Source organism: Paenibacillus barcinonensis (assembly GCF_003217495.1).
Taxonomy (GTDB): domain Bacteria; phylum Bacillota; class Bacilli; order Paenibacillales; family Paenibacillaceae; genus Paenibacillus; species Paenibacillus barcinonensis.
The window spans coordinates 314,534-333,588 of record NZ_QJSW01000006.1; the positions used below are offsets into that span (position 1 = coordinate 314,534).

Consider the following 19,055-nt stretch of genomic DNA (forward strand, 5'->3'; position numbering starts at 1 on the left):
AAAGCCGATCTCCGCACGGACGAATCCATGCAAAAATCGGCTTTTAAAACTCAGTAACAATGCTTTTCCAAGAGCCTTTCGGTACTCTTCATTCCTTTTCTCCAGCAAACGGGAGTTACGGAACTTCATTGGCCTTTGCCTTTTGTCCTACATTTTTCCTCTCTTCATAACTGTCTTCAGCACGAAGATGTAGGTTGAGGTAATCTACTTAACTTGTTCTTTCGATACAAGTTACCCTACTGTTAGCAACTTTGTGAAGTGCAGAATCATAGCGTAGGGTATGACCCATGTCTCCAGCAATGTGGGAGTTTAGGGATGGAAAAATTAACAATTTCATTCTAGCACATGTTTATGAGTAGTACAAGCAACCATGTATTTTAAGATCGCTGCCATTCCCCTGCTCGCTGACGCATAAATTTATAATCCTCTCTTAAATCCTGATCGAGCAACAAATGTGCCGCGATCAGTACATGATTGTATGGGAACACGTTCTCAAGATTTTCCGAGAGGACAATGATAGGTTGAGAGCAATGTCGTAACTCTCTTTTTAGCGCAGCAACATCCTCTGTTCCTCGCAGTACAAGTACGTACCGTATGTGCTCTCCCATTTGCACCTTCCCAGTAAAAGGCCATGCTGCAGGAAGTATTTGAAAACCCTTTTGTTTTTCTTGCAACGCACAACAAAATTGAAAAAATACCAGTTTACACAATACCGATTCAATGCTCCAGTGCCGCCAGCTATTCACAGGCTGATCCATTTTAAAAAGATCAACACCGCGTGGGCCGAGTGTAAAAATGGGAATGGTGTTCTTATTCTTTTTCAACTGATGTTGAACGAGCTTTTGTTCAGCCAACATTCGTCGGATCTGATGCCGTTTCCAGTGAAACAGACGTGCCAGTTGCACGCTGCCAATACAACCAATATGTCCAATGGCTTGCAAACCCAATCCCTCTGTTGGTAGCCTGACAGGAGCATAACCTGCAACTATGGGTTCCTCCAGAACAGTGGGTACAAATGTCCAATTAAAAGACAGAGAAAAAGGAGAACGAGCCAAAGCCCGATCCCCTGCCATGTTATCCATGTGGTCCCCTCCTCTTATCGCTTCCGAGTAATTCTCGCCATGATTTGTTGTTTTTTCAGATCCACTCTAATGACTTTAATAAACACCTTATCTCCACGTTTGACTTTATCAAAAGGCATGTGACGTACTAATGCGTCTACACCCCGTTCCAAATTAACAAAAACTCCGTACTCAACAACGCCGGAGACGGTTCCAATGTATTCCCCACGAGTGTTGTAACGCTTGCTGCAATCTGGCCATGGACTCTTATCCAATGCCTTTTTACTGATAACCACTTTCTTCTGTTCTTTGTCCAGCTCTACAACCTTAACCTTAAAATGATCACCAATTTGAACTACGTCTCGCAAATCATCGGTCCATCCATAGGCAAACTCTTGAACCGGCATTTCGACTTCAATACCACCAATATCTACTATCATGGCTTTCGTATGAACAGCACGTACCACGGCGGTTATTGCCGCCCCTAGTTCAAGCCATTTCCACGTCATCCCTTCCATCTGCTCAATCGCTGCTTGACGGGAAGCGATAAACGTATCTCCGTCCCGATCATACGTTACGATTTTGAAAGCGACTGGCTCACCAAGCAAACGCCGAAAAGCATGAGCATCCGTTGTACCCGAAAATTCTTGCGGAATGAATCCTCGGACATCACCGACTTGAACTACGCCGCATAACTTGTTCAATTTCACTTCCACACCAACCATGTCAGCTTGTAAAATCAAGTCATTTTGTTTCGCACTATAAATCTGCGCCCAGCCTTCGTCATAACTGTTTCGCTCCAGTTTCTCTTCGTTGTAGCCTTCAATCAATACTCTTTTCAACTCTTCACTCATGTATATAACCTCCATAGCATTCATTTTCGCAATATAAATAGCCTCACTGACATTCAGTGAGGGTGCTACTCAAACGGATCAAGATCATCTTCATGTTCATGCATTGATTCATCCTGAGAAGAACCACCTTCTGGCTTCGCTTCTTCTAGATGTGGGTTAGGAGGGTCGGGGATCATTTCGTCAGTCAAGTCCGCAAGAACAAACTTCAGTTTCGAAGAAATGCTGTCTTCCACCCCAGACTGCTCTGGATTTGAATCTGAAACTTTAGGCTTGCGTTTAAAATCAAATTTAAACGCCCACAACTTCTTTCGTACCTCCCACTCCCGGCGTTCCTTCCAATCACGAGGAACAAATGACCCTTTTCCAATCTTGGGCGGCAACGGAGTTCCGTCATCCAATAGCTTTGCTACGTAATGAAATTTGGGTAAACCATCCATCATCTGTGTATAAAAAATTCGATCTTCCTCTTTTTCCGTATCTCTAAAATTCTCAGGTAATAAGTTCGGTAGTAATATCTGCTGTTTAAACGTGCTTTGTCTGCTAATAATCTGCTTCTTACCAAACTCCCGGCTGAATTCAAGCGCATCCTGATAAGCAAGGCCTCCAAAAGCAATTTTGTTTCGGCAGCTTGTTAAGATGGATTGCTTCATGGCTTTAGCATTGATTTTTCCTGCTTCCACCTCAAGCTGGCCAAGGGACTGTGTAGCAAATATTCCGGCTGTCCGATATTCTGCTGCAATGGATAAGAATAACTCCACATCTGGATTAATGTATCTGGAGTATTCATCCACGATCATCACATGGGGTACGCGCGTGCGCTCGGTTCCTGGTCTGCGAAACGTTCCGCTCTGTAAGTGCATGACCACAAACTGTCCAAAGGCATCACCTGCTTTACGTAATTTCCCCATCGCTGTATTAACAGCCAGCACACCACCTGTTTCAAAATGTCTGTCCATATCAAAATCAGACTGTCCCATAAGGATCGGCTCCAAATGACGATTAGAAGTTAAGTTCTCCAACTGCGCACGAAGACCAATGACAAACTGTTGGTACTTTTCCTTCTGTGCTCCAAGTAGCTCCGATTGAAAAAATTGGACAAGATCGGATTCACCTTCTTTGAACCGCAGCTCCTGCACCTTGTCTTCCAGAATACGTTGATCTCGCATCGTTCGAAGAACATCCCCCAAGTTTACATCGTCTAGGTACAAGCGTTTCAACAATTTCGTGATGTTACGACCCGCCAGTTCTTGGACCGTGGCAAAAAAGGCTTCCTGTTTGCCAAACATGGATTTCAACACCGTTACCGTTGCTTCAGCCACATCGTCCTCGTCCCCCTTCATGACTGGGAAACGATCGCTGTGATCAGATGTAGGATCAACGTGTACGCAGGACATGTCCATTTCACCGCACATCTCATTGACCATGTCTGCGACATCACCTTTCGGCTCAACAACAGATAGTCCTAAGGGGATACCCTTCTTTTTCATCAGGAGGAGCTGATAGATTATCGGCTTGAGAAGAGTCGCCGTTTTCCCGCAGCGAGTCGGACCTACCGCCAGCATATGGGTAAACATATCACTCCCACCCCATTTGATCATGCACTCACCTCAATCCTTCATTGGAATTTCTTCGCCCAGATTTAGTACAATCTCCTCATTCTGAACAAACAGACGTTTAAACTTTAGATAGTAATCTTTAGCTGTCGGACGGACATGGACGAGTTGCTGTTTACTGACGTTCCCCCTTCGATTTAACAAGCTCTGTGCGAGCCTATAATTGCTGAATGTGAGGAAAGTTGCGATAAACATCGTACCGATCAAAGCTGTATGAACCATCCCGCTCATTGAAAATGGAAAATCCTTTGATGTGAGAACATACTCTCCAAGCTGTAGGCTCAGACCATTCCCCGTCCACAACAACCCTCCAAAGAAATACATAAGATTGTTATTTCGTTCTAGCATCCAGCCATAGATGTACATAATAAAGTTGATACCAGCCGGAAAATACATCCAAAATGCTGACAACTCTGGCGTGCGCCAATACAAATAAGCCCACCCACTGAGGGTAAGCAAGAACCATATGAAGCGAATCATAGTTTAAAACTCCTTTTAAATGCTTCTTGTCTAAACCCAGAATTACGTTATAGCATCACGCCCTTCAAAAGAACTTTCCAGAACCATCTTCGGAACGCCAATAACGTCCACATAGGTCACACTCAATAGTTCGTCTCTATACCGCTGCACCTCGTCTTCATAACAAAAAAGAAGGACTCTACGCCCCTCCCTCTGATATGCATCTACGTTGTAATTTCGTAAACAGCGTTTCAAAATCATGATGTCGCCCGTGATCATTTCAACAACATATGGTGTCATCAGTCCCTCTTCTCTTCGCATTCCATATAGGAATCCGTGCTTATTACTTCCCTCTTTAACTCTGGTCAGCGTGCCATGTGAAGACAACAGCTCTTGCAGGTTTGAAAATGCGTTTGTTGATAAAATATACCGCCGTGTTATCTCAATCCCCTTCGTATCAAACGGAAGCATATACAACGGCACGCCCCCAGTCACTAATGCCTGCTCATGACAGAGTGCTTCAAAAGCTCGTTTAACGGACGGACTCTTGTAATATACGAGATACCCGCTAATGTACTTCTTTGCCTTGATTTCCATTAGAATTTTTTGCAATGTCGTTTCCTTCGCATCTGCGTTCAGGATGAAGATCATATAATCGCCATGTTCATTACTGAAACCACCGACTGTTAAATTACCTCGATTCAGTTTATATTTTCGTTTTATCACACGCGAGTCCATATAAACCACTTCCGGTAAGCGTATATGAAGTTCATTCGCATCAATGATGTACTGCCGCTGCTGAGCCGTAAGTTCCAGATCCCGCGCTCGGTACTTACTTTCTTCTACGACTCCCTTCTTCCTCAGCAATTCCAGTCCGCGTGCTGCCAAACGATAGTACGCAGTTCGAACTCGCTTTCCCCCTTGTCCATTTCCTCCATGAATTTCGGATGTAACCAGTCCTTCCCCTCGTAGAACATACAGCCTCTTACTCCCGTAGCGTTCGTTCCCTTCAAAGTACGACTGCAAAATCTGCTGTTTTGTCATCTCTCTCACTTTGTACAATTCGTACAATATATCTACATCCCGCTTTGTCCACTCACGTTGCCTTGGCATGTGATAACCTCCTTTCTGCTGGAAATTACTTCTGGGGTATTGGCTCTGTTTAGCCAGGCTTGGCTTGGATTCAGACGGCGTGCTGGGGACGGTCATTCCGAGTCTACCTTTCAACTGCGTTGTGCGGTAGCCTCTCCATGACTTTTCCCATTTTGGCCCGGCTTTAGATCAAGAAAAACTCAATAACAGCAAGGTTTTCTCCCTTGTTCAACAACTTCTTTTTTGGGTGGTTTTACTCCACCTCGTCTATCGGGTTGTATACCACCTAATTTTCAGGATTATTTCTCATCTTATCCCTCACATATTTAACCAAATTCATTGCGTTCTCGCGGCTTGTTATGAATAGTTCAATACGATTCCGTTTCTGAGGATCGAGATAACCCGAATCCATTATTTCTACGAATTCCCATCTATCATCTTCGATAATTTGTGCTGATCGTATTGCATTAATCAGATGTCTTCGATTGCGATTATCCAAGTCTCTAATTTGTAAATTACTAAAGAAATGACATACATAAATAAATGCCTGGTCAAATTTCAATACACTTCGTCCCTCAAGAGCTTCGATCATTGCACCTTGATAGTAAGACCTGATTTTATCTTCATACGGCTTGTTTTTCATGTAGAGTGGCAGTGTTCCCTCATAGTTAAATTGATAGACTAGATTCCCTTCGATACTCAACTCCTGAAAATGACATGGAGGATAGATTAATGGATCGACATTGTTCCCTTCCCGATCAGGCAATAAATGACGACGCTCAGATAGTTCCCATCCCAATGCATGAGACATCATCACTGCTTGGCGGTACAATTCTTCTATGGTTTCAATGTTTAGGTACTGTCTGTACATCTCATCAACCGAAGACTTTACATTCTCGTCTGGAATATGACTCATCTGCTTCACTCCATTCTCCTTTATAATTTTTATGTGCATCACTTGTTTATGGACATTTAAAAACTTCCATTTGTAAACACCCTGTATCTGCCGCACATGTCTTTTGTTGAAGCGTATCACTTCAAATTGTCTAAAAAACTGAACGGGTCTTTTGGATTATCTGTGTCAGGGGCTGAGGAAGTGGCTTCATCCGACAGCAAAGCTTCCAAGTCAACTTGTTCTTTCTTCCCTTGTGACTTAAATCCAGCCAAAGCTACCGCAATCTCATCTGTTTGCTGGCTACGCTCTTGTGCCTTTCGTTCCAGCTCTGCCAACTCCTCTGTCAGCTCCGTTACGCTGTTCGGGAAATTGAGTCCGGCAAATACGGTATAAATCGTCACCTGACCTGGCTTATCCCCGACATAGGTTGCTACAGGGTTCTCGTCCAGAATCGGTGTACATTCATGAAGGAAGGATTGAATTTGTTCTACAAAAGAGTGCGTAAACAATTTCTTTGCTGCTGAACTATCGGCTACGATACTCACTGCGCTGCTAGTCGCCCCTTGCAGATCGTACCCGGTCGAGAGTTCTCCATGAAGCACACTCTGCTTTAACACATCCATATAAGTCACAGGAGATGCTAAGTCAACCGATTGGGCAGATAGTGTACATTTCCCGATATGCAAACACCCTCCTGTCTTGAGCATGTTCAACCACTCTGAGGCATCGAAGTGGTAGCTGCCATATGGCTTGTGGCTGGCAGTCACCGTATTCAGATCATGGAGTAGCCGAGCCACATGACGGTTGCTGGACCTCATGAAATCCTCCACACTTTGATTCTTATTCAAACCAGTTTGAAATAGCTTTTCATTATCCACGACGACAATAGCTCCAAGTCCCTGCATTGCTCTTTTAATGACTTGCAGACGTTGCAACGCATTGTCTAATACCTTCCGGCCCTCATTTCTGCGTGGCAAGGTAAGTAGCAAACCAAAGCGCCCTGCAAAACCAGTTGTGTGCAATAATCGAATCGCTTCAATAATTGCTCCTGTTCCAGTTCCACCGCCGAGGCCACAAGAGATAAAAATATAGTCACGATCACTAAAGTAGCTCTGCACCGTTTCCGATATGACGACTTTGTGAGTGTTAAAGGCTTCTTGTCCGAGATGAATATCTCGACCTACACCACGCTCATATCCCAGCAAAATCATCTTCTTGGTGTTCGGATAATCTGGCAGCTTCAGGAGATCCATCTCATTACTATTAACGAGTAAAGCCGTATACGGACGTTGTGCATTTTTAGCAGATAGTTTAATACCAGCACAGGCATGTGCAATGGATGTCCCTCCCATTCCCAGTCCCCAGAATCCATACTTCAAGCTAATGTTCATTGTTTAACTTCCTTCCCCTTTAAATTTCGCTCATGCCTGTAATTCAGCACTTCTTGTCCAAGTAGCGACAGTGTATATCGCTTAGATTTTGCTACTTCAGCTACATGAACGAGTGCTGCCCCTTCCAACATAGCGGCGGCTTCATCCAGCAAATGCCTTGATCGGATGGGTAGTTCCTCCACTTCGGGATGAATCTTTTTATAAAGCTCATTGGTGACGTCACGCAATTGCTCTTTCTGGACGGGCCGATCTGCCATTTTTAGAGCCGCAAGCATCCACATCATATTTTCATTCGCAATGGTTGCTTTTAAGAGCTCTTCTAAAATAGCTTCTCTAGTCATTAAGGCCATTAATTTTCCCTCCCTCACTTCTTTGTATAAAAAAAGCCCTCATCAATTTGATGAGAGCTTGATTCATTTCTATCTAAGTAGTCCTGATTGATTAAAAACATCGCACATCTATCACTTTATTATTTTTATCAACTCCAAGCTGAACCGTTTGACTCAAAGTACATAAGAATCTAAAAGCTATTCTATCCTTTAATGTGTCGTTAAAGGACCAATCATTAACTTGAACAGCAAAACTATCATAATTTACCAAATGTGTTTTTTGTAGAAATACAGAAAAATCCAGTAGTTTTTCGTCCATATTGAGTCTGTCTATCTTTTGTAAGTTAACTGTATACCAATCAAGATTAAACATCTCTTTGGGGAGATCACTATTGTTAAAATTATCTCCAAACATATCATACGCTACTGAATTTATGTTATTGTTCTCAATTAGAACATTTATCATGTTTACAGTGCTTTCTTTAATAGACATTAAATTCACTTCAGTAATTTCGTTGGAATATTTTACGATTCTCACATCACTAAAATGCGGAACAATTTGTCCCATTACAGTTTCATAGCATTCGGTATCATGTATCGGAATCTGAAGGAATGCATTTTTCCCCATTGACAGAGATTTCAAACAGTAGTATTGCGAAATATATGAAATTTCATCTAATGTACTTGTAGAATGAACGCGATCAATTGATAACTCTTCATTATCCCTCAACTCCACAAAGGTATGCTTTTGAATATCCTTAGTACACCAGTTCACTACATGTCCTCCTTTAACAAGATCTAGCGATAGTGCCTAAAGAGGCACTATCGCTACAAAACTAACTAATATCTACATAACCTGTTGCAAATACTTGTGTGATTGTCGCCCATCCATCATGAGTTAGGATTCTTCCCGACAAGTAAGGTCTATATGAACCAGGTGCAAAATACGTATTCACTTCTTGACCATTAAATGATTTAACACCGCCTAACTGATACGTAGTTCTGTGTGTTCCCCCACCAATGGTTTCATGACCGGGAAAAGTAATAGATATATCTGCGTATGACATATAACCGCTGAATGCTCTTACAGAATAGTCGCATTTTACATCCCTTTGTCTATCATTACTGCAGGTTACAACCACTGTCCCGAATGAAGAACTCATTGGAGATATAATACTATCCGAAGTCTTGCTACTGTGATTGGATGCTTCCAATTCTCTATCAAGTACAATCTCATACTCGGCATAACTATAATTTTCTGTAGGAACTACAATAGGTACTGTACTTTTAGTTTCTGTGACTGTGATGTGCTTATAACTTGAATCAGCAAAAGAAGATGCAGGTAGTACAGTGACTACAAACATTAATAGAACAATACTCAAAAAACTAAGTTTTTTTAACATCATCCAATCTCCTTTGAATTCATTGACGAGGCCCCATCTATGTTATATATTACCATCCGATATAATCTCATGATCGCTATTTTGTACAGAGTTTTGTAAAATTTTGAAATCAACAGTAGTTATAGCACATTTATAAATTGACTTTGAAGTGATATATGAGCAGAAATGCTGTCAGGAAGAATGGGGCCAGCGGGATCTGTCTCTTATTATCTCTACTAATTAGCAGCCCAATTATAGCAAATAACCCGGCTATGCCTAACAATAAGCAAAGGAAAATTAGGCTCTCATGCCACCCCAAAGCGGCCCCGACAACGGCCAGCAACTTGATATCCCCGCCACCAAAGGAACCCGGTCGAATTAATGCACAGATATATAAGATGCCCGCTCCTGCAATCACACCAAGCAAGTAATGAAAATACGGTTGATCAGCATACCCTATCCTTATTACAAGGAAGTAGCACAATCCGCTAAAAACCAATCTATCAGGAATTATCCGGCTCTTTATATCGGTATACGTTGCCCATATCAAAATCACGAATAGCGGTAAGTCAATCCACAACAGTTCCAATGCTTCTCTCCTTCCTCTTCGTTAAAATTGTTTCTACTTTATGCATAAAAAAAGCAGCCTCCTAAGAGACTGCTCATAAATGATTATGATATAATTGGAAATGCAACAGAATGGCATAAGGGCGGTCGGCTAGTCTCCCTGAAGAGAGGTGATGCCTGTGGAGATGAAAGATGTACTGACGTTGATGATTAGTTTTGCGGGGTTTACAGTACCCTGATTGGACTGATCGTAACCATCGTCATTGCATTGAATAATCAAAACAAAAAGAAATAGACCGCCCCTGGTAAGATAAGTCTATTTCTTTTACCTACTTACAGCCACCGCCCTTAGAAGCGGCTGTTGCAGGGGACGGGTGCAACCGTCCCTTTCTTATATTCTTATTATACAAACGAAAAATCATACATGCAATATTATTTTATAGCTGCAGCCTCTTGTAAAAACCTTAGACTGCTTGTATTAATACCACGCTGATGTATCCCGTTTGGTTTGCCAATCATCGTACATACTACCGAATATCGTGATCTTCTTCGTGAAGCATGAAGAAAGATCATGCTGTCCCGCATGCATTGCAACGATTTTAAATGTGTATTCACCATCAGGAGCTTTCACATCGGTATAGAATTTACGCTCATAGATATCCAAAAACTTCGATTTAAAACGCTCCCTTGGCAGTTCCCATGTTGCTGTTTTATCATTTCCACTGGTTTTTACCAGACCGATGCTGGTCACATACTTCCCTCGACTATCCCAAATATATGCTCTCACTTCTGTTGGACCTTTTAGTTCTCCACCAATCGGCTTTGCGGTTCCTTCCAAACCTTTAGGCACTTTCGTTTCCCAGTCCGTGGTATACGTTGTTTGAACTTTGATTTCAACACCATAACCGGCACGAGTAACCTCATTAGGATTCAGCTTCTTCTCCTTTGCCCAAGGGATGATCTCCCAGCTTCCACGACTCTCCCGATCTTCGTCTTTCGGTTTTTTAGGGTCTGTAGCAATTCCTTGCTTTGTATCCAGTTCTGCATTAACAGTCAATTTCTCGTTATACGTCACCTTCCGATTCTCCCAAATCGGATCGCTGTAATCGACATAACTTTCGCTACTTGTTCTCGTATTTCCCTTTGAATCTGTCCAGCTCACGGTTCGTGTCTTGGTTGGGTATCCCGTAATAAGCGGGTAAGTAACGTCCCAACTTGTTGTAGGCTTGGTCGTATCACAATAGGCATCGCCACCATTCTTACTCACTGAGCAGCCTGTTATGGCAACATTGTTTGTACGGTCTTTATCAGGTTTCTCTTTATCGGGGTCAACCACAACAGTTAAACTGTGTATTCCAACATCTCCTGTCCATTTAAAACCGCCTACAGTAATCGGTGTATTGGCTGGCATGGTCTTACGTGTCTCATAAATCGTCTTCTGGCCATCTTCAATAAATCGAATCAAGACATTGGAAACGTCCGTACCTCCAACATTTTTCACCTTAGCCGTTACGGTGGAAGATTGTCCTAATGTTAGTGCAGATGGGCTGGCGGTAATGGATTGGGCAATGAGGTCATTTTCTGCTCCCTTTCGTTCGATGCGCCACTCACCATGAATACTGTTGTTATCATACGCTTTGGAAGGCGCTTCTAACGCCCGATCCTGATGATTAGGATTGTTGATCGTTGCATCCACTTTAATATAATACTTGCCTGGATCATCACTGATTTCTATTTTACCAAGCAAATAGCTCAGTTCTTGTCCGTCTTTAAGGCTCTTTGGAATGCTTTCGTTCATGGATGGCAACGAAAATTCAGCAGTTGCAGCTCCTCCTATCTTCACCTTAGCTGTCATCGGCATTCCGCGCTCACTCATATAGTCCGATGGAATAATCTCCTCTCCATTGTATCTATACTTGACCCAGAGCTGCCCTCCATCGGTAAGTGTCAATTTGGTCGGCACATAGTCCATGTTTTGATCTTCTTTTGGTAAGGTCACAGACTTGATCGCTGTTCGACCATAGCCGTCTTCGAGAATGATATCCACTTCTGTACCCAACACTTTAACAATGTCCTTAGCGTTGAATTTAATCGTATCAGTATAGGTTGGATCACTCGCCCGAAGTAGTTTCCCATCCGTGAGACTTACAACTTTGCTCATTTCGGGAAAGTCTCCCTTTTTCACAGCGACCAGCCGGACATTACGCTCCGTGTATCCATAGGCAGACAACTTTATGACAACTTGCTTACCTTGAGTGATGCTGAGTTCCGGCCATCTGGAAACGTTGAAATGTGCAACATAATTTTCCTCTGATAACTTTTGGTTGTGATCAAATTGTGCTCCCATTCTTTGGACGATCCCTGCTGTTCTGACTAACTGCATGTTGTTCTCCAGTGTGTAGAGATACGGATGCTCTCCGCTATAATCGCTAGCTAATGAGATGAAAGTTTTCCTATAATAATTGAGTTGTTTACTGTCAATTGACTGATCCTTCATTATTGCGTCAAACAGTGCACCCAGCCCATCTTCACTTCTGTAAGTAAGCCCAAATCCATTATCCTTATCGAATTTAGGATCATCAGGCTTACGTTTCACATTAAAAACATCATAATTTCCAATTAACGTTTCACTTTTATCAGAGAAATTAAAAGAAGCGGTCCATCTTGATAATTGCCATGGACGCTCTAAGTTTTGCCCTATAACTGGTATATACCCATACAAATGATTCCCAGACGAATCATAGGTCAATGCTGGAACAAACTTTTTAATCATCGGTGAATTAGTTGCAAAAGCTACAGTAAAAATTGAAAGAAATAGTATTCCGGTTATAACTACAATCTTAATCTTTCTCATTTGTCCTCTCCTTAAAAAAAAGAAGCCTGCATAATATGCAGACCCTTCATTATTGATTTGTTTATTGATAAAGTTACAACTCTTTCGCGGCTAAGATAACTTTGGTTAAGGTTGTAGCACCAATCCCTTTATTTGTAGCGAGAGCTACAATAGCATCATCTGTAATTGAACCGAACTTGGCGGCCATATCAGCATTTATTTTACTATCTAAGAAAAGAGAATAGCCCTCTTGTTCGTTTTTCCCTGGGTAAACCAAGTTAATTGAAATCGAACCTTTATTTTCTCCCAGAGCATACGTATAGGTTTTACCAGAAACAAGTTTTGTACTGGCCATATCATTTGTCCAATAGGTAGCGGTTGCCCCCTTAGGAACAGTAAAGGTCAATTTCCCATTAGTTACCTTAGTATTATTTATGAACAATGCTTTTGCAAGATCATCAAATCCATCCTTGAACTGAAAATCACCATACATGTTGTCAACCTCAGTATCTGGTTCCGGCTCCTTGATCTCAGCTCCCGTGCTAATACTCACCAGCTTCTGAGCCTGATTCCATTTAACCTGTGTTCCTAGCGCTTCAGATACAAACCGTAATGGAACGTATACACGTTCTTCCTGTAAACGAGCCGGTACATCCAACGTAATGATTTGTTCTCCAACCAGCACCTTCGAACTGTTTACCGTCATATAGATCACCTTGTCACCCAGCTTAATCGTCACGACACGATTAACCTTGTTACCTGAAGACTCTTTGCCATAAGATACCTTAGCCCCAAGAGACTCGCTCACAAATCGTACTGGAATCATGACTCTGCTGCTCTCAAAATAAGGTTGAGCATCAGGGAAAGAAACCCGCTTACTATCGACCTTTACGCTCACATTTTGTTGAGCTGCCGATACTGAGACAGTAGTTCCAAACAACATCATTACTGACAAAAACGCAATAGACACTTTCTTTTTCCACATATTCTTCACCTCATCAATGTATTTTAAGAATAAATGCTTTAACCAGTGTTCTTCTACTTGCATGCGCCAAACAAAGCAAATCCAAAATATCCCTATAAACTAAAAATAGCCCCTGTTAAGGGGTTATTAAACTAGAATATATGAAATTGGTAGGATTTACTTTTTGGGCTAACTCCATTATACTTCCAGAATCAAGAAGTATCAAGAACTTTTGTTCGTTTTTTCATTAATTATTCCTCATCTTCAATCTTCTCAACTTTCCTGAATGAACGTAAGCGTGAAAAAGAGAAGCATGCTACCTTCACTCCATATTTAATACTGAAGAAGAGGTCCTTCCATATCCCGTGATGGAGGGATTCATAAACTTGTGCCCACATGCTAATTAATACAAACAATAGAATTACTGTTAGCCACAAAAACTCATACAGACAAAGAATTGATATCAGCACAAATGGAGCCAGAAAAGTAAATCTCAAAGTTAGGAATATTTTTCTTATTAGCGGTATCGGTTCTATTTGAAGCGCAAATAAGAGAATTGTATAGATTCCAAAAGCAACACATGCGATAGAAGAATATAATACTGTAATACGACTCCAAAATTCGTCTGGTGCTTCCATATAGAATTCTTTCAGAGAAGGAATTGCCAATCCAATCCCTATAGACAAAAGTACGCACATTACAAAGTAATTGACCCGTCTCCAATGCCTAACCGTAACATCTGACATACCTTTTCCTCCCAACATTTTTTTACATTACAATATGGAAAACCGCCCCTCAACAGGACGGCTCCTCAAAAGAAATGACTATTTAGAGAATATACTGAGTGCTCTGTATATCAATACGGAACTCTCTGCACGAGTCAGATTGTGCTTAGGTTTAAATGTTTCGTCAGGATAGCCAGTAATGATCTTCTCTACAGTGAGTGCCGCAACCTCTGGTTTAGCCCAAATTGCAATTAAGTTTCTGTCTTTGAAGTTCACTTCGGCCATAGGTACTTGATCATATGCTGCATTAGAAATCATTTTAGCGGCTTGCTCGCGGGTAACCATATCGAACGGTCTAAACTCCTTATCACTGAAACCATGAGCTACTCCATTCATTACCGCTGCTGTCAGCTCAGGAGCGTACCATGCTGTTCGTTGCACATCCTCAAAAGTAAGTTTAGCATCCGAAGTCTCTTGCAGTTCCAAAGCCCGCACTAGCATAGATGCAAATTCAACACGAGTGACTTGTCTTTCTGGTTCAAATCTCTTATCTGAGACACCTCTCACGATACCTTTCTCGAAAAGCGCAAGAATCGCCTCTTTCGCAAAGGACCGATCAATATCCTCGAATGTAGGTGTACCCTTTACTGGGAGCTGAGTCTCGTTAGAAGGTTCTTGCTTTGGCTGTAGTGGTTCCTCTTTCGTAACCGGGACAGTCTCATTTCCACCATAATAAGGAGTTAAGGTTCTAAACGAAGGAACAGGCGCAGCAGTGCCCTCGCCAGCATCGTTGAGTGGAATTAAGACCCATCCTGAATAATCCGTACTATTATTTAGTCCAGACACCGTATAGGATATTGCAGGAGTCGCAGCGCGCCCCAGTGAGCTGCCTTTGGCATCTACAATTTTATACTGTTCCGCACCCAAGGCTGCTTTCCAACTCACTACAACGGAGTCCAAAGTAACATCAGATATGTGCACTACCTGGTTAAGCTCTCTGTCTGTACTTCCCCAACCTCCAGGTAACATTTGTTGCGTTACCTTAGTCTTGACCCCTTCTCCACTCTCATTGACAACTGAAACATAAAAAGTATACGTTTTACCCGCTTCAAGCTTAGCCCATGTGAAACTCAATTTCTCTGTTTCAGCTATGCTCTTCTCATTTTCATCATAAATCTTATACTTCGTCGCATTGGGCTTCTTGCTCCACTTTACGGTCATAGTATTGGATGTTACTTTATCGACCTTCAATTCGGGAGCTGACGGTAGGGTGACAAATTTAAACTCGTTGGCCTCCCCATACCCTGACTCATTCCCAGCTTGAATCGTTGCTGAATATTCCTGATCTCCAACCAACCCTTCTAACTCAAGTTCGGGTTTCGAAATCTCATACACCTGATCATCGAGCTTTAACTTATACTTATCCGCTCCAGTCATGGTAGCCCAATGGAGAACAACAGATGTTTCCTGTATATCTTTCACTGTAATATGAGTAGGTGAAGCAGGTAAAGTTCTGACATGCAGAACGTCAGGAGTGCTTTGGCCACTCTCATTTTGCGCTACTACAGATAATTCGTGGTCAGCGCCTGCTTCTAAATCCTGAACCGTAGCATGATTTTGATCTGATGCAATCTCAAGTATGGGATCTCCTTTTAACATAACGACATACGTATCAGCCCCGTGAACAGCTTTCCAACTAAGCTCAACGGATGAAGCCGTTACTTTCTCTACAGTGACAGCTACCTTGCTCGGTAATGTGAGCACATCCAAATCTGCTATGTCTCCAAAACCACTATCATTTTTAGCTGCTAGTTGATAGTTATATGCTGTAGCTGAATTCAAATCCTCATCTGTGTAACTCAACTCTGTCCCTTCATATACTTCTTGTAGCGAACGCAGTAATTGATAATGTGTTGCTGTTTCAGAGGGGAGCCAGCCCAAATCAACCTTGGTATCTGTGACTTGAACAATCTTGAACTCTCCCGGCGCAGAAGGCAATGAGATAAACCCATTGCTAACCACTTCACTGTAACCCGACTCATTTTTCGCTACCAGTGAAGTGAAGTATTGGCTCCCGGCTTTCAAATCACCAATAACATGTGTCCCAGCCTCCTGCCAAGTCTGCTCAGATACTTTTACAATTCCATTTTTCGAAGACTCATACAAGACAAAAAGATACCCCGTAGCTGAAGGTACGGAATCAAATGAAATTGTTGCTTTATCACTCTGATGATCTTCGAATCCGATCTTGATCCCATCCACCTTATTAGGAAGAGTTAATACTTTAAAGGAGTCTCCCACCGTCTCGCCAACATGATTTTTCACTTTAATTACGTAGTTATATTCCGTGCCCGCTTCTAACTTCTTATCTGTTAACTGATCTGTTGGATAATCTACTGTCCAAGCTTCTTTCGTTGTTTGATTGATGATTTCGTATTGAATACCATCTGTAGTCGTTGTAGAAGGTAATGTCCAGCCAAGATCAACAGAATTGGTTGTTACTTGATTTACCTTTAACTTAGGTTTTTCAAGTTGAAATTGAACTTGATATGGTCCCCCAACGGATGTAGTCACTTTACCCGCCAAATCTAGTGCCTTAGCGTGGATATACCATTGCCCTTCACGATTTAAAGTAACATGTTGAATGTCGGAACCTACCGTATCCCATGAAGAAGGAGACTCTTCGGATGAAGAAACTTTATACCATGTACTAGCTATGCCGCTATCGTCGTAATAGGTAAGGGTTATATCCATGGGCTCACTTGTCCAGTTCAACTTAGAAGGGCTGAATGAAATCGTCGGTGCTGCTAAATCCTCCGTGACGGTGACATTTCTTTGGAACGTGTCTGACCACAGATTGCTATCATTTAACACTTTAAGAGATACTGTATAGCTCCCTGATCCCAAATTCCGAAAATCGTTAATCATCGTGGAACCCGTGTACATTTCATTGCCATCTTTCGTTATGCTCCAGATTTTCTGAGTAATCACTCTACCCCCTGGATCATAGGACTGCTCTTCAACATTTAAAGGTTTAAACGTTGTCACCTGAGTAGGCAATTTGAAGTCTGCAATAGGCTTCAGAGCAGTAGAACCTGTAGAGATGTAACGTGCTACAGGCTGACTCCAAGCCCCTTGTTCATCTAAAACTCGAAGCTGTAACAAGTAATCTTTCCCTACGGGGAGATTGGAAGGGATTAATTCGTCATTCCATGTAGTTGCCGTTGTTTCTCTCCACTTCCATTCCGTTTGTGAAATACCCTTGCTCGATGAAAATTCTTTATCTGGATCATAGGATTGGTCCTTAACATCAATGGAGTAATTAGCAGAGCCTTTGGTGACCTTCAAAGTAAAGTCTGCCACTGGCCTACGGTGAACGTATAGAAATTGTGGATTAGGATGATCCGTGCCAAACCACAATTCATACCTGCCGGGCTTGTCAAACGTTAAAGGTAAATCCTTCTGCCATTTCCCGCTCCATGGAACTTGACCTAAGCCGTTCTCAAAGTACGTACTATCATGTTCTATTTTCCAGCGTCCTTCAGGATGATCCGCAGTTTGAGTGTTCTGTTGTAAGGAGGAAGGATTGACTTCAAGATGGTTGTCTTCATCCAAAATCATGTATTGCTCATTTCCAACTCTTCTAACCTTAGAAGCAATGTAGTCTGCCAATTGATCCATAGCCGAGCTATATACGCTGTTATTGACGAATATTCCATTGCCGTTGTTACGCGCTACCAAGCGTTCCACTTGTGATTGGTTTGTAGTTGTTCCCAGCCCAACATAACTAACCTCATTACTGATCATACGGGTCAGGATTTCTGCTGAAGCTTGAGCATCATCCAAGTCTGAAACCACATTGTTTTCTAAATTCACGAGAAAACGATTTGAGCCTTCTCTCCAGATCGGTTGACGAATGACCTCAGTGAATTTTTTTGCGGTTTCAGTCGTAATGCTTACATTCTTAAAATGTGAGTTCGGGTTACTTGCAGCATAGGGTCCGAAAGAACCTTGTAAGAATGGAGAAGACGTATCCGTATAATCAATGTATTTTGTTCCGTTCACCCAGACCTGAGTATTGTTTCCATTCGCTATAATCTTAGCGTTATCCCACTGTCCTGATGTTACCGCATATGGGACTCTACTTAATATTTTGCCACTTGCATTCGATAACGAACCACCGTATCCGTTCTCATAATAACTTCCAGTATAGTACCCGTCGGATGCATTAACTACGCCATGATATAAGGGACCGCCGTGCATGGGATCACTTGCACTTGGGGTCCAGTTCGTGATTTTGGCTAAAGCTAGTATCTTATGATTTGGGTCCCATTCCAGAGCATAAAACGAATAGCTATCTGAACCCGTTTGCTTCATACGGAACGTGAATCCCCATGGATCATGATCTGTTGACATTGTAGAAAATTGAATGGTTTGATTCGTTGTTTGTTGCTTTGTCGAATCCCAAAAGCCTGTCCAATGCACATTGGCTGTAGTATAAATCTCATCCCCACTTAGTTGCCAGTTTGCTTTAAATATATCTCCTGAATTAAGAGGATACTTTTGCCACGAATTAAAGATCGTAGCGGCATCAGCATCTTTACTGGATACTGTAGATGTTTGAACAGATTGTATTTGAATCTGTTCAGTATTGATGCCTTTGTTAGCGAGTCTACTGAGTAAGTCTTGATTGAAGTTACTCAAAGACCATGAGTTATTACCAACGGCAAGAGCAACATCAATCTTTGGATCAGCTTTAATACTGATCTGCACGTTTTCATCCGCTAACACTTGAGTAGTTGTTCCAGATAACAAAGACACTACCACGAGAAATGACAGAAATACATTAATCGTTTTCCTGAACATTCACTTTCCTCCTATCAAAATGTC

The 19,055-nt window shown here is 42.0% G+C and carries 15 protein-coding genes; all 15 read right to left on the reverse strand.

The window, feature by feature from the left end; translation table 11 throughout:
• Window positions 1-377: 377 nt before the first annotated feature.
• Window positions 378-1,082 (reverse strand): hypothetical protein, encoded by a 705-nt coding sequence (locus DFQ00_RS12575; protein ID WP_110896816.1) that lies wholly within the window; start codon window positions 1,080-1,082, stop codon window positions 378-380.
• Window positions 1,083-1,096: 14 nt separating this feature from the next.
• Window positions 1,097-1,915: a S1 RNA-binding domain-containing protein gene (locus DFQ00_RS12580; protein ID WP_244213813.1), complete on the reverse strand. Its 819-nt coding sequence runs from the start codon at window positions 1,913-1,915 to the stop codon at window positions 1,097-1,099.
• Window positions 1,916-1,980: 65 nt separating this feature from the next.
• Entirely contained in the window at window positions 1,981-3,513 is a 1,533-nt protein-coding gene (locus DFQ00_RS12585) for a type IV secretory system conjugative DNA transfer family protein (RefSeq protein WP_110896817.1), read from the reverse strand.
• A 9-nt stretch (window positions 3,514-3,522) separates the two neighbouring features.
• Window positions 3,523-4,008 carry a hypothetical protein gene (locus DFQ00_RS12590; protein ID WP_110896818.1) on the reverse strand — a complete coding sequence of 162 codons (486 nt, stop codon included), beginning with the start codon at window positions 4,006-4,008 and terminating at the stop codon, window positions 3,523-3,525.
• 42 nt (window positions 4,009-4,050) lie between these two features.
• The gene (locus DFQ00_RS12595) at window positions 4,051-5,100 is read right to left on the reverse strand and encodes a replication-relaxation family protein (protein WP_167433693.1); all 1,050 of its coding nucleotides are present in this window, start codon (window positions 5,098-5,100) and stop codon (window positions 4,051-4,053) included.
• A gap of 265 nt (window positions 5,101-5,365) precedes the next feature.
• On the reverse strand, window positions 5,366-5,995 hold the full coding sequence (locus DFQ00_RS12600; RefSeq protein ID WP_146236161.1) for a hypothetical protein: 630 nt from the start codon (window positions 5,993-5,995) through the stop codon (window positions 5,366-5,368).
• Between the two features lie 116 nt (window positions 5,996-6,111).
• Window positions 6,112-7,365: an FtsZ/tubulin family protein gene (locus DFQ00_RS12605; RefSeq protein ID WP_110896821.1), complete on the reverse strand. Its 1,254-nt coding sequence runs from the start codon at window positions 7,363-7,365 to the stop codon at window positions 6,112-6,114.
• A complete protein-coding gene (locus DFQ00_RS12610; RefSeq protein WP_110896822.1) occupies window positions 7,362-7,715 on the reverse strand; it encodes a hypothetical protein in 354 nt (117 codons plus the stop codon). Before DFQ00_RS12610 ends, DFQ00_RS12605 begins: the two co-directional genes overlap by 4 nt.
• Before the next feature lie 91 nt (window positions 7,716-7,806).
• Complete coding sequence (locus tag DFQ00_RS12615; RefSeq protein WP_110896823.1) at window positions 7,807-8,469, reverse strand: hypothetical protein; 663 nt, start codon at window positions 8,467-8,469, stop codon at window positions 7,807-7,809.
• A 61-nt stretch (window positions 8,470-8,530) separates the two neighbouring features.
• On the reverse strand, window positions 8,531-9,097 hold the full coding sequence (locus tag DFQ00_RS12620; protein ID WP_110896824.1) for a hypothetical protein: 567 nt from the start codon (window positions 9,095-9,097) through the stop codon (window positions 8,531-8,533).
• Window positions 9,098-9,227: 130 nt separating this feature from the next.
• Window positions 9,228-9,665, reverse strand: a complete 438-nt coding sequence (locus DFQ00_RS12625) for a prepilin peptidase (RefSeq protein ID WP_110896825.1) — start codon at window positions 9,663-9,665, stop codon at window positions 9,228-9,230.
• 456 nt (window positions 9,666-10,121) lie between these two features.
• Window positions 10,122-12,497, reverse strand: a complete 2,376-nt coding sequence (locus DFQ00_RS12630; RefSeq protein WP_110896826.1) for a CARDB domain-containing protein — start codon at window positions 12,495-12,497, stop codon at window positions 10,122-10,124.
• A gap of 73 nt (window positions 12,498-12,570) precedes the next feature.
• Window positions 12,571-13,524, reverse strand: a complete 954-nt coding sequence (locus DFQ00_RS12635; protein ID WP_244213814.1) for a stalk domain-containing protein — start codon at window positions 13,522-13,524, stop codon at window positions 12,571-12,573.
• Window positions 13,525-13,691: 167 nt separating this feature from the next.
• The gene (locus DFQ00_RS12640; protein ID WP_110896827.1) at window positions 13,692-14,186 is read right to left on the reverse strand and encodes a hypothetical protein; all 495 of its coding nucleotides are present in this window, start codon (window positions 14,184-14,186) and stop codon (window positions 13,692-13,694) included.
• A gap of 78 nt (window positions 14,187-14,264) precedes the next feature.
• Window positions 14,265-19,031 (reverse strand): fibronectin type III domain-containing protein, encoded by a 4,767-nt coding sequence (locus tag DFQ00_RS12645; RefSeq protein WP_110896828.1) that lies wholly within the window; start codon window positions 19,029-19,031, stop codon window positions 14,265-14,267.
• Between the last annotated feature and the right edge of the window lie 24 nt (window positions 19,032-19,055).

Excerpts from the sequence above, each read along its gene's own strand:
- DFQ00_RS12600 (WP_146236161.1), bottom strand. The coding sequence starts at position 5,995 with ATGAGTCATATTCCAGACGAGAATGTAAAGTCTTCGGTTGATGAGATG.
- DFQ00_RS12635 (WP_244213814.1), bottom strand. The coding sequence starts at position 13,524 with ATGCAAGTAGAAGAACACTGGTTAAAGCATTTATTCTTAAAATACATT.
- DFQ00_RS12630 (WP_110896826.1), bottom strand. The coding sequence starts at position 12,497 with ATGAGAAAGATTAAGATTGTAGTTATAACCGGAATACTATTTCTTTCA.
- DFQ00_RS12645 (WP_110896828.1), bottom strand. The coding sequence starts at position 19,031 with ATGTTCAGGAAAACGATTAATGTATTTCTGTCATTTCTCGTGGTAGTG.
- DFQ00_RS12575 (WP_110896816.1), bottom strand. The coding sequence starts at position 1,082 with ATGGATAACATGGCAGGGGATCGGGCTTTGGCTCGTTCTCCTTTTTCT.
- DFQ00_RS12580 (WP_244213813.1), bottom strand. The coding sequence starts at position 1,915 with ATGAGTGAAGAGTTGAAAAGAGTATTGATTGAAGGCTACAACGAAGAG.
- DFQ00_RS12605 (WP_110896821.1), bottom strand. The coding sequence starts at position 7,365 with ATGAACATTAGCTTGAAGTATGGATTCTGGGGACTGGGAATGGGAGGG.
- DFQ00_RS12595 (WP_167433693.1), bottom strand. The coding sequence starts at position 5,100 with ATGCCAAGGCAACGTGAGTGGACAAAGCGGGATGTAGATATATTGTAC.
- DFQ00_RS12640 (WP_110896827.1), bottom strand. The coding sequence starts at position 14,186 with ATGTCAGATGTTACGGTTAGGCATTGGAGACGGGTCAATTACTTTGTA.
- DFQ00_RS12620 (WP_110896824.1), bottom strand. The coding sequence starts at position 9,097 with ATGTTAAAAAAACTTAGTTTTTTGAGTATTGTTCTATTAATGTTTGTA.
- DFQ00_RS12610 (WP_110896822.1), bottom strand. The coding sequence starts at position 7,715 with ATGGCCTTAATGACTAGAGAAGCTATTTTAGAAGAGCTCTTAAAAGCA.
- DFQ00_RS12590 (WP_110896818.1), bottom strand. The coding sequence starts at position 4,008 with ATGATTCGCTTCATATGGTTCTTGCTTACCCTCAGTGGGTGGGCTTAT.
- DFQ00_RS12585 (WP_110896817.1), bottom strand. The coding sequence starts at position 3,513 with ATGATCAAATGGGGTGGGAGTGATATGTTTACCCATATGCTGGCGGTA.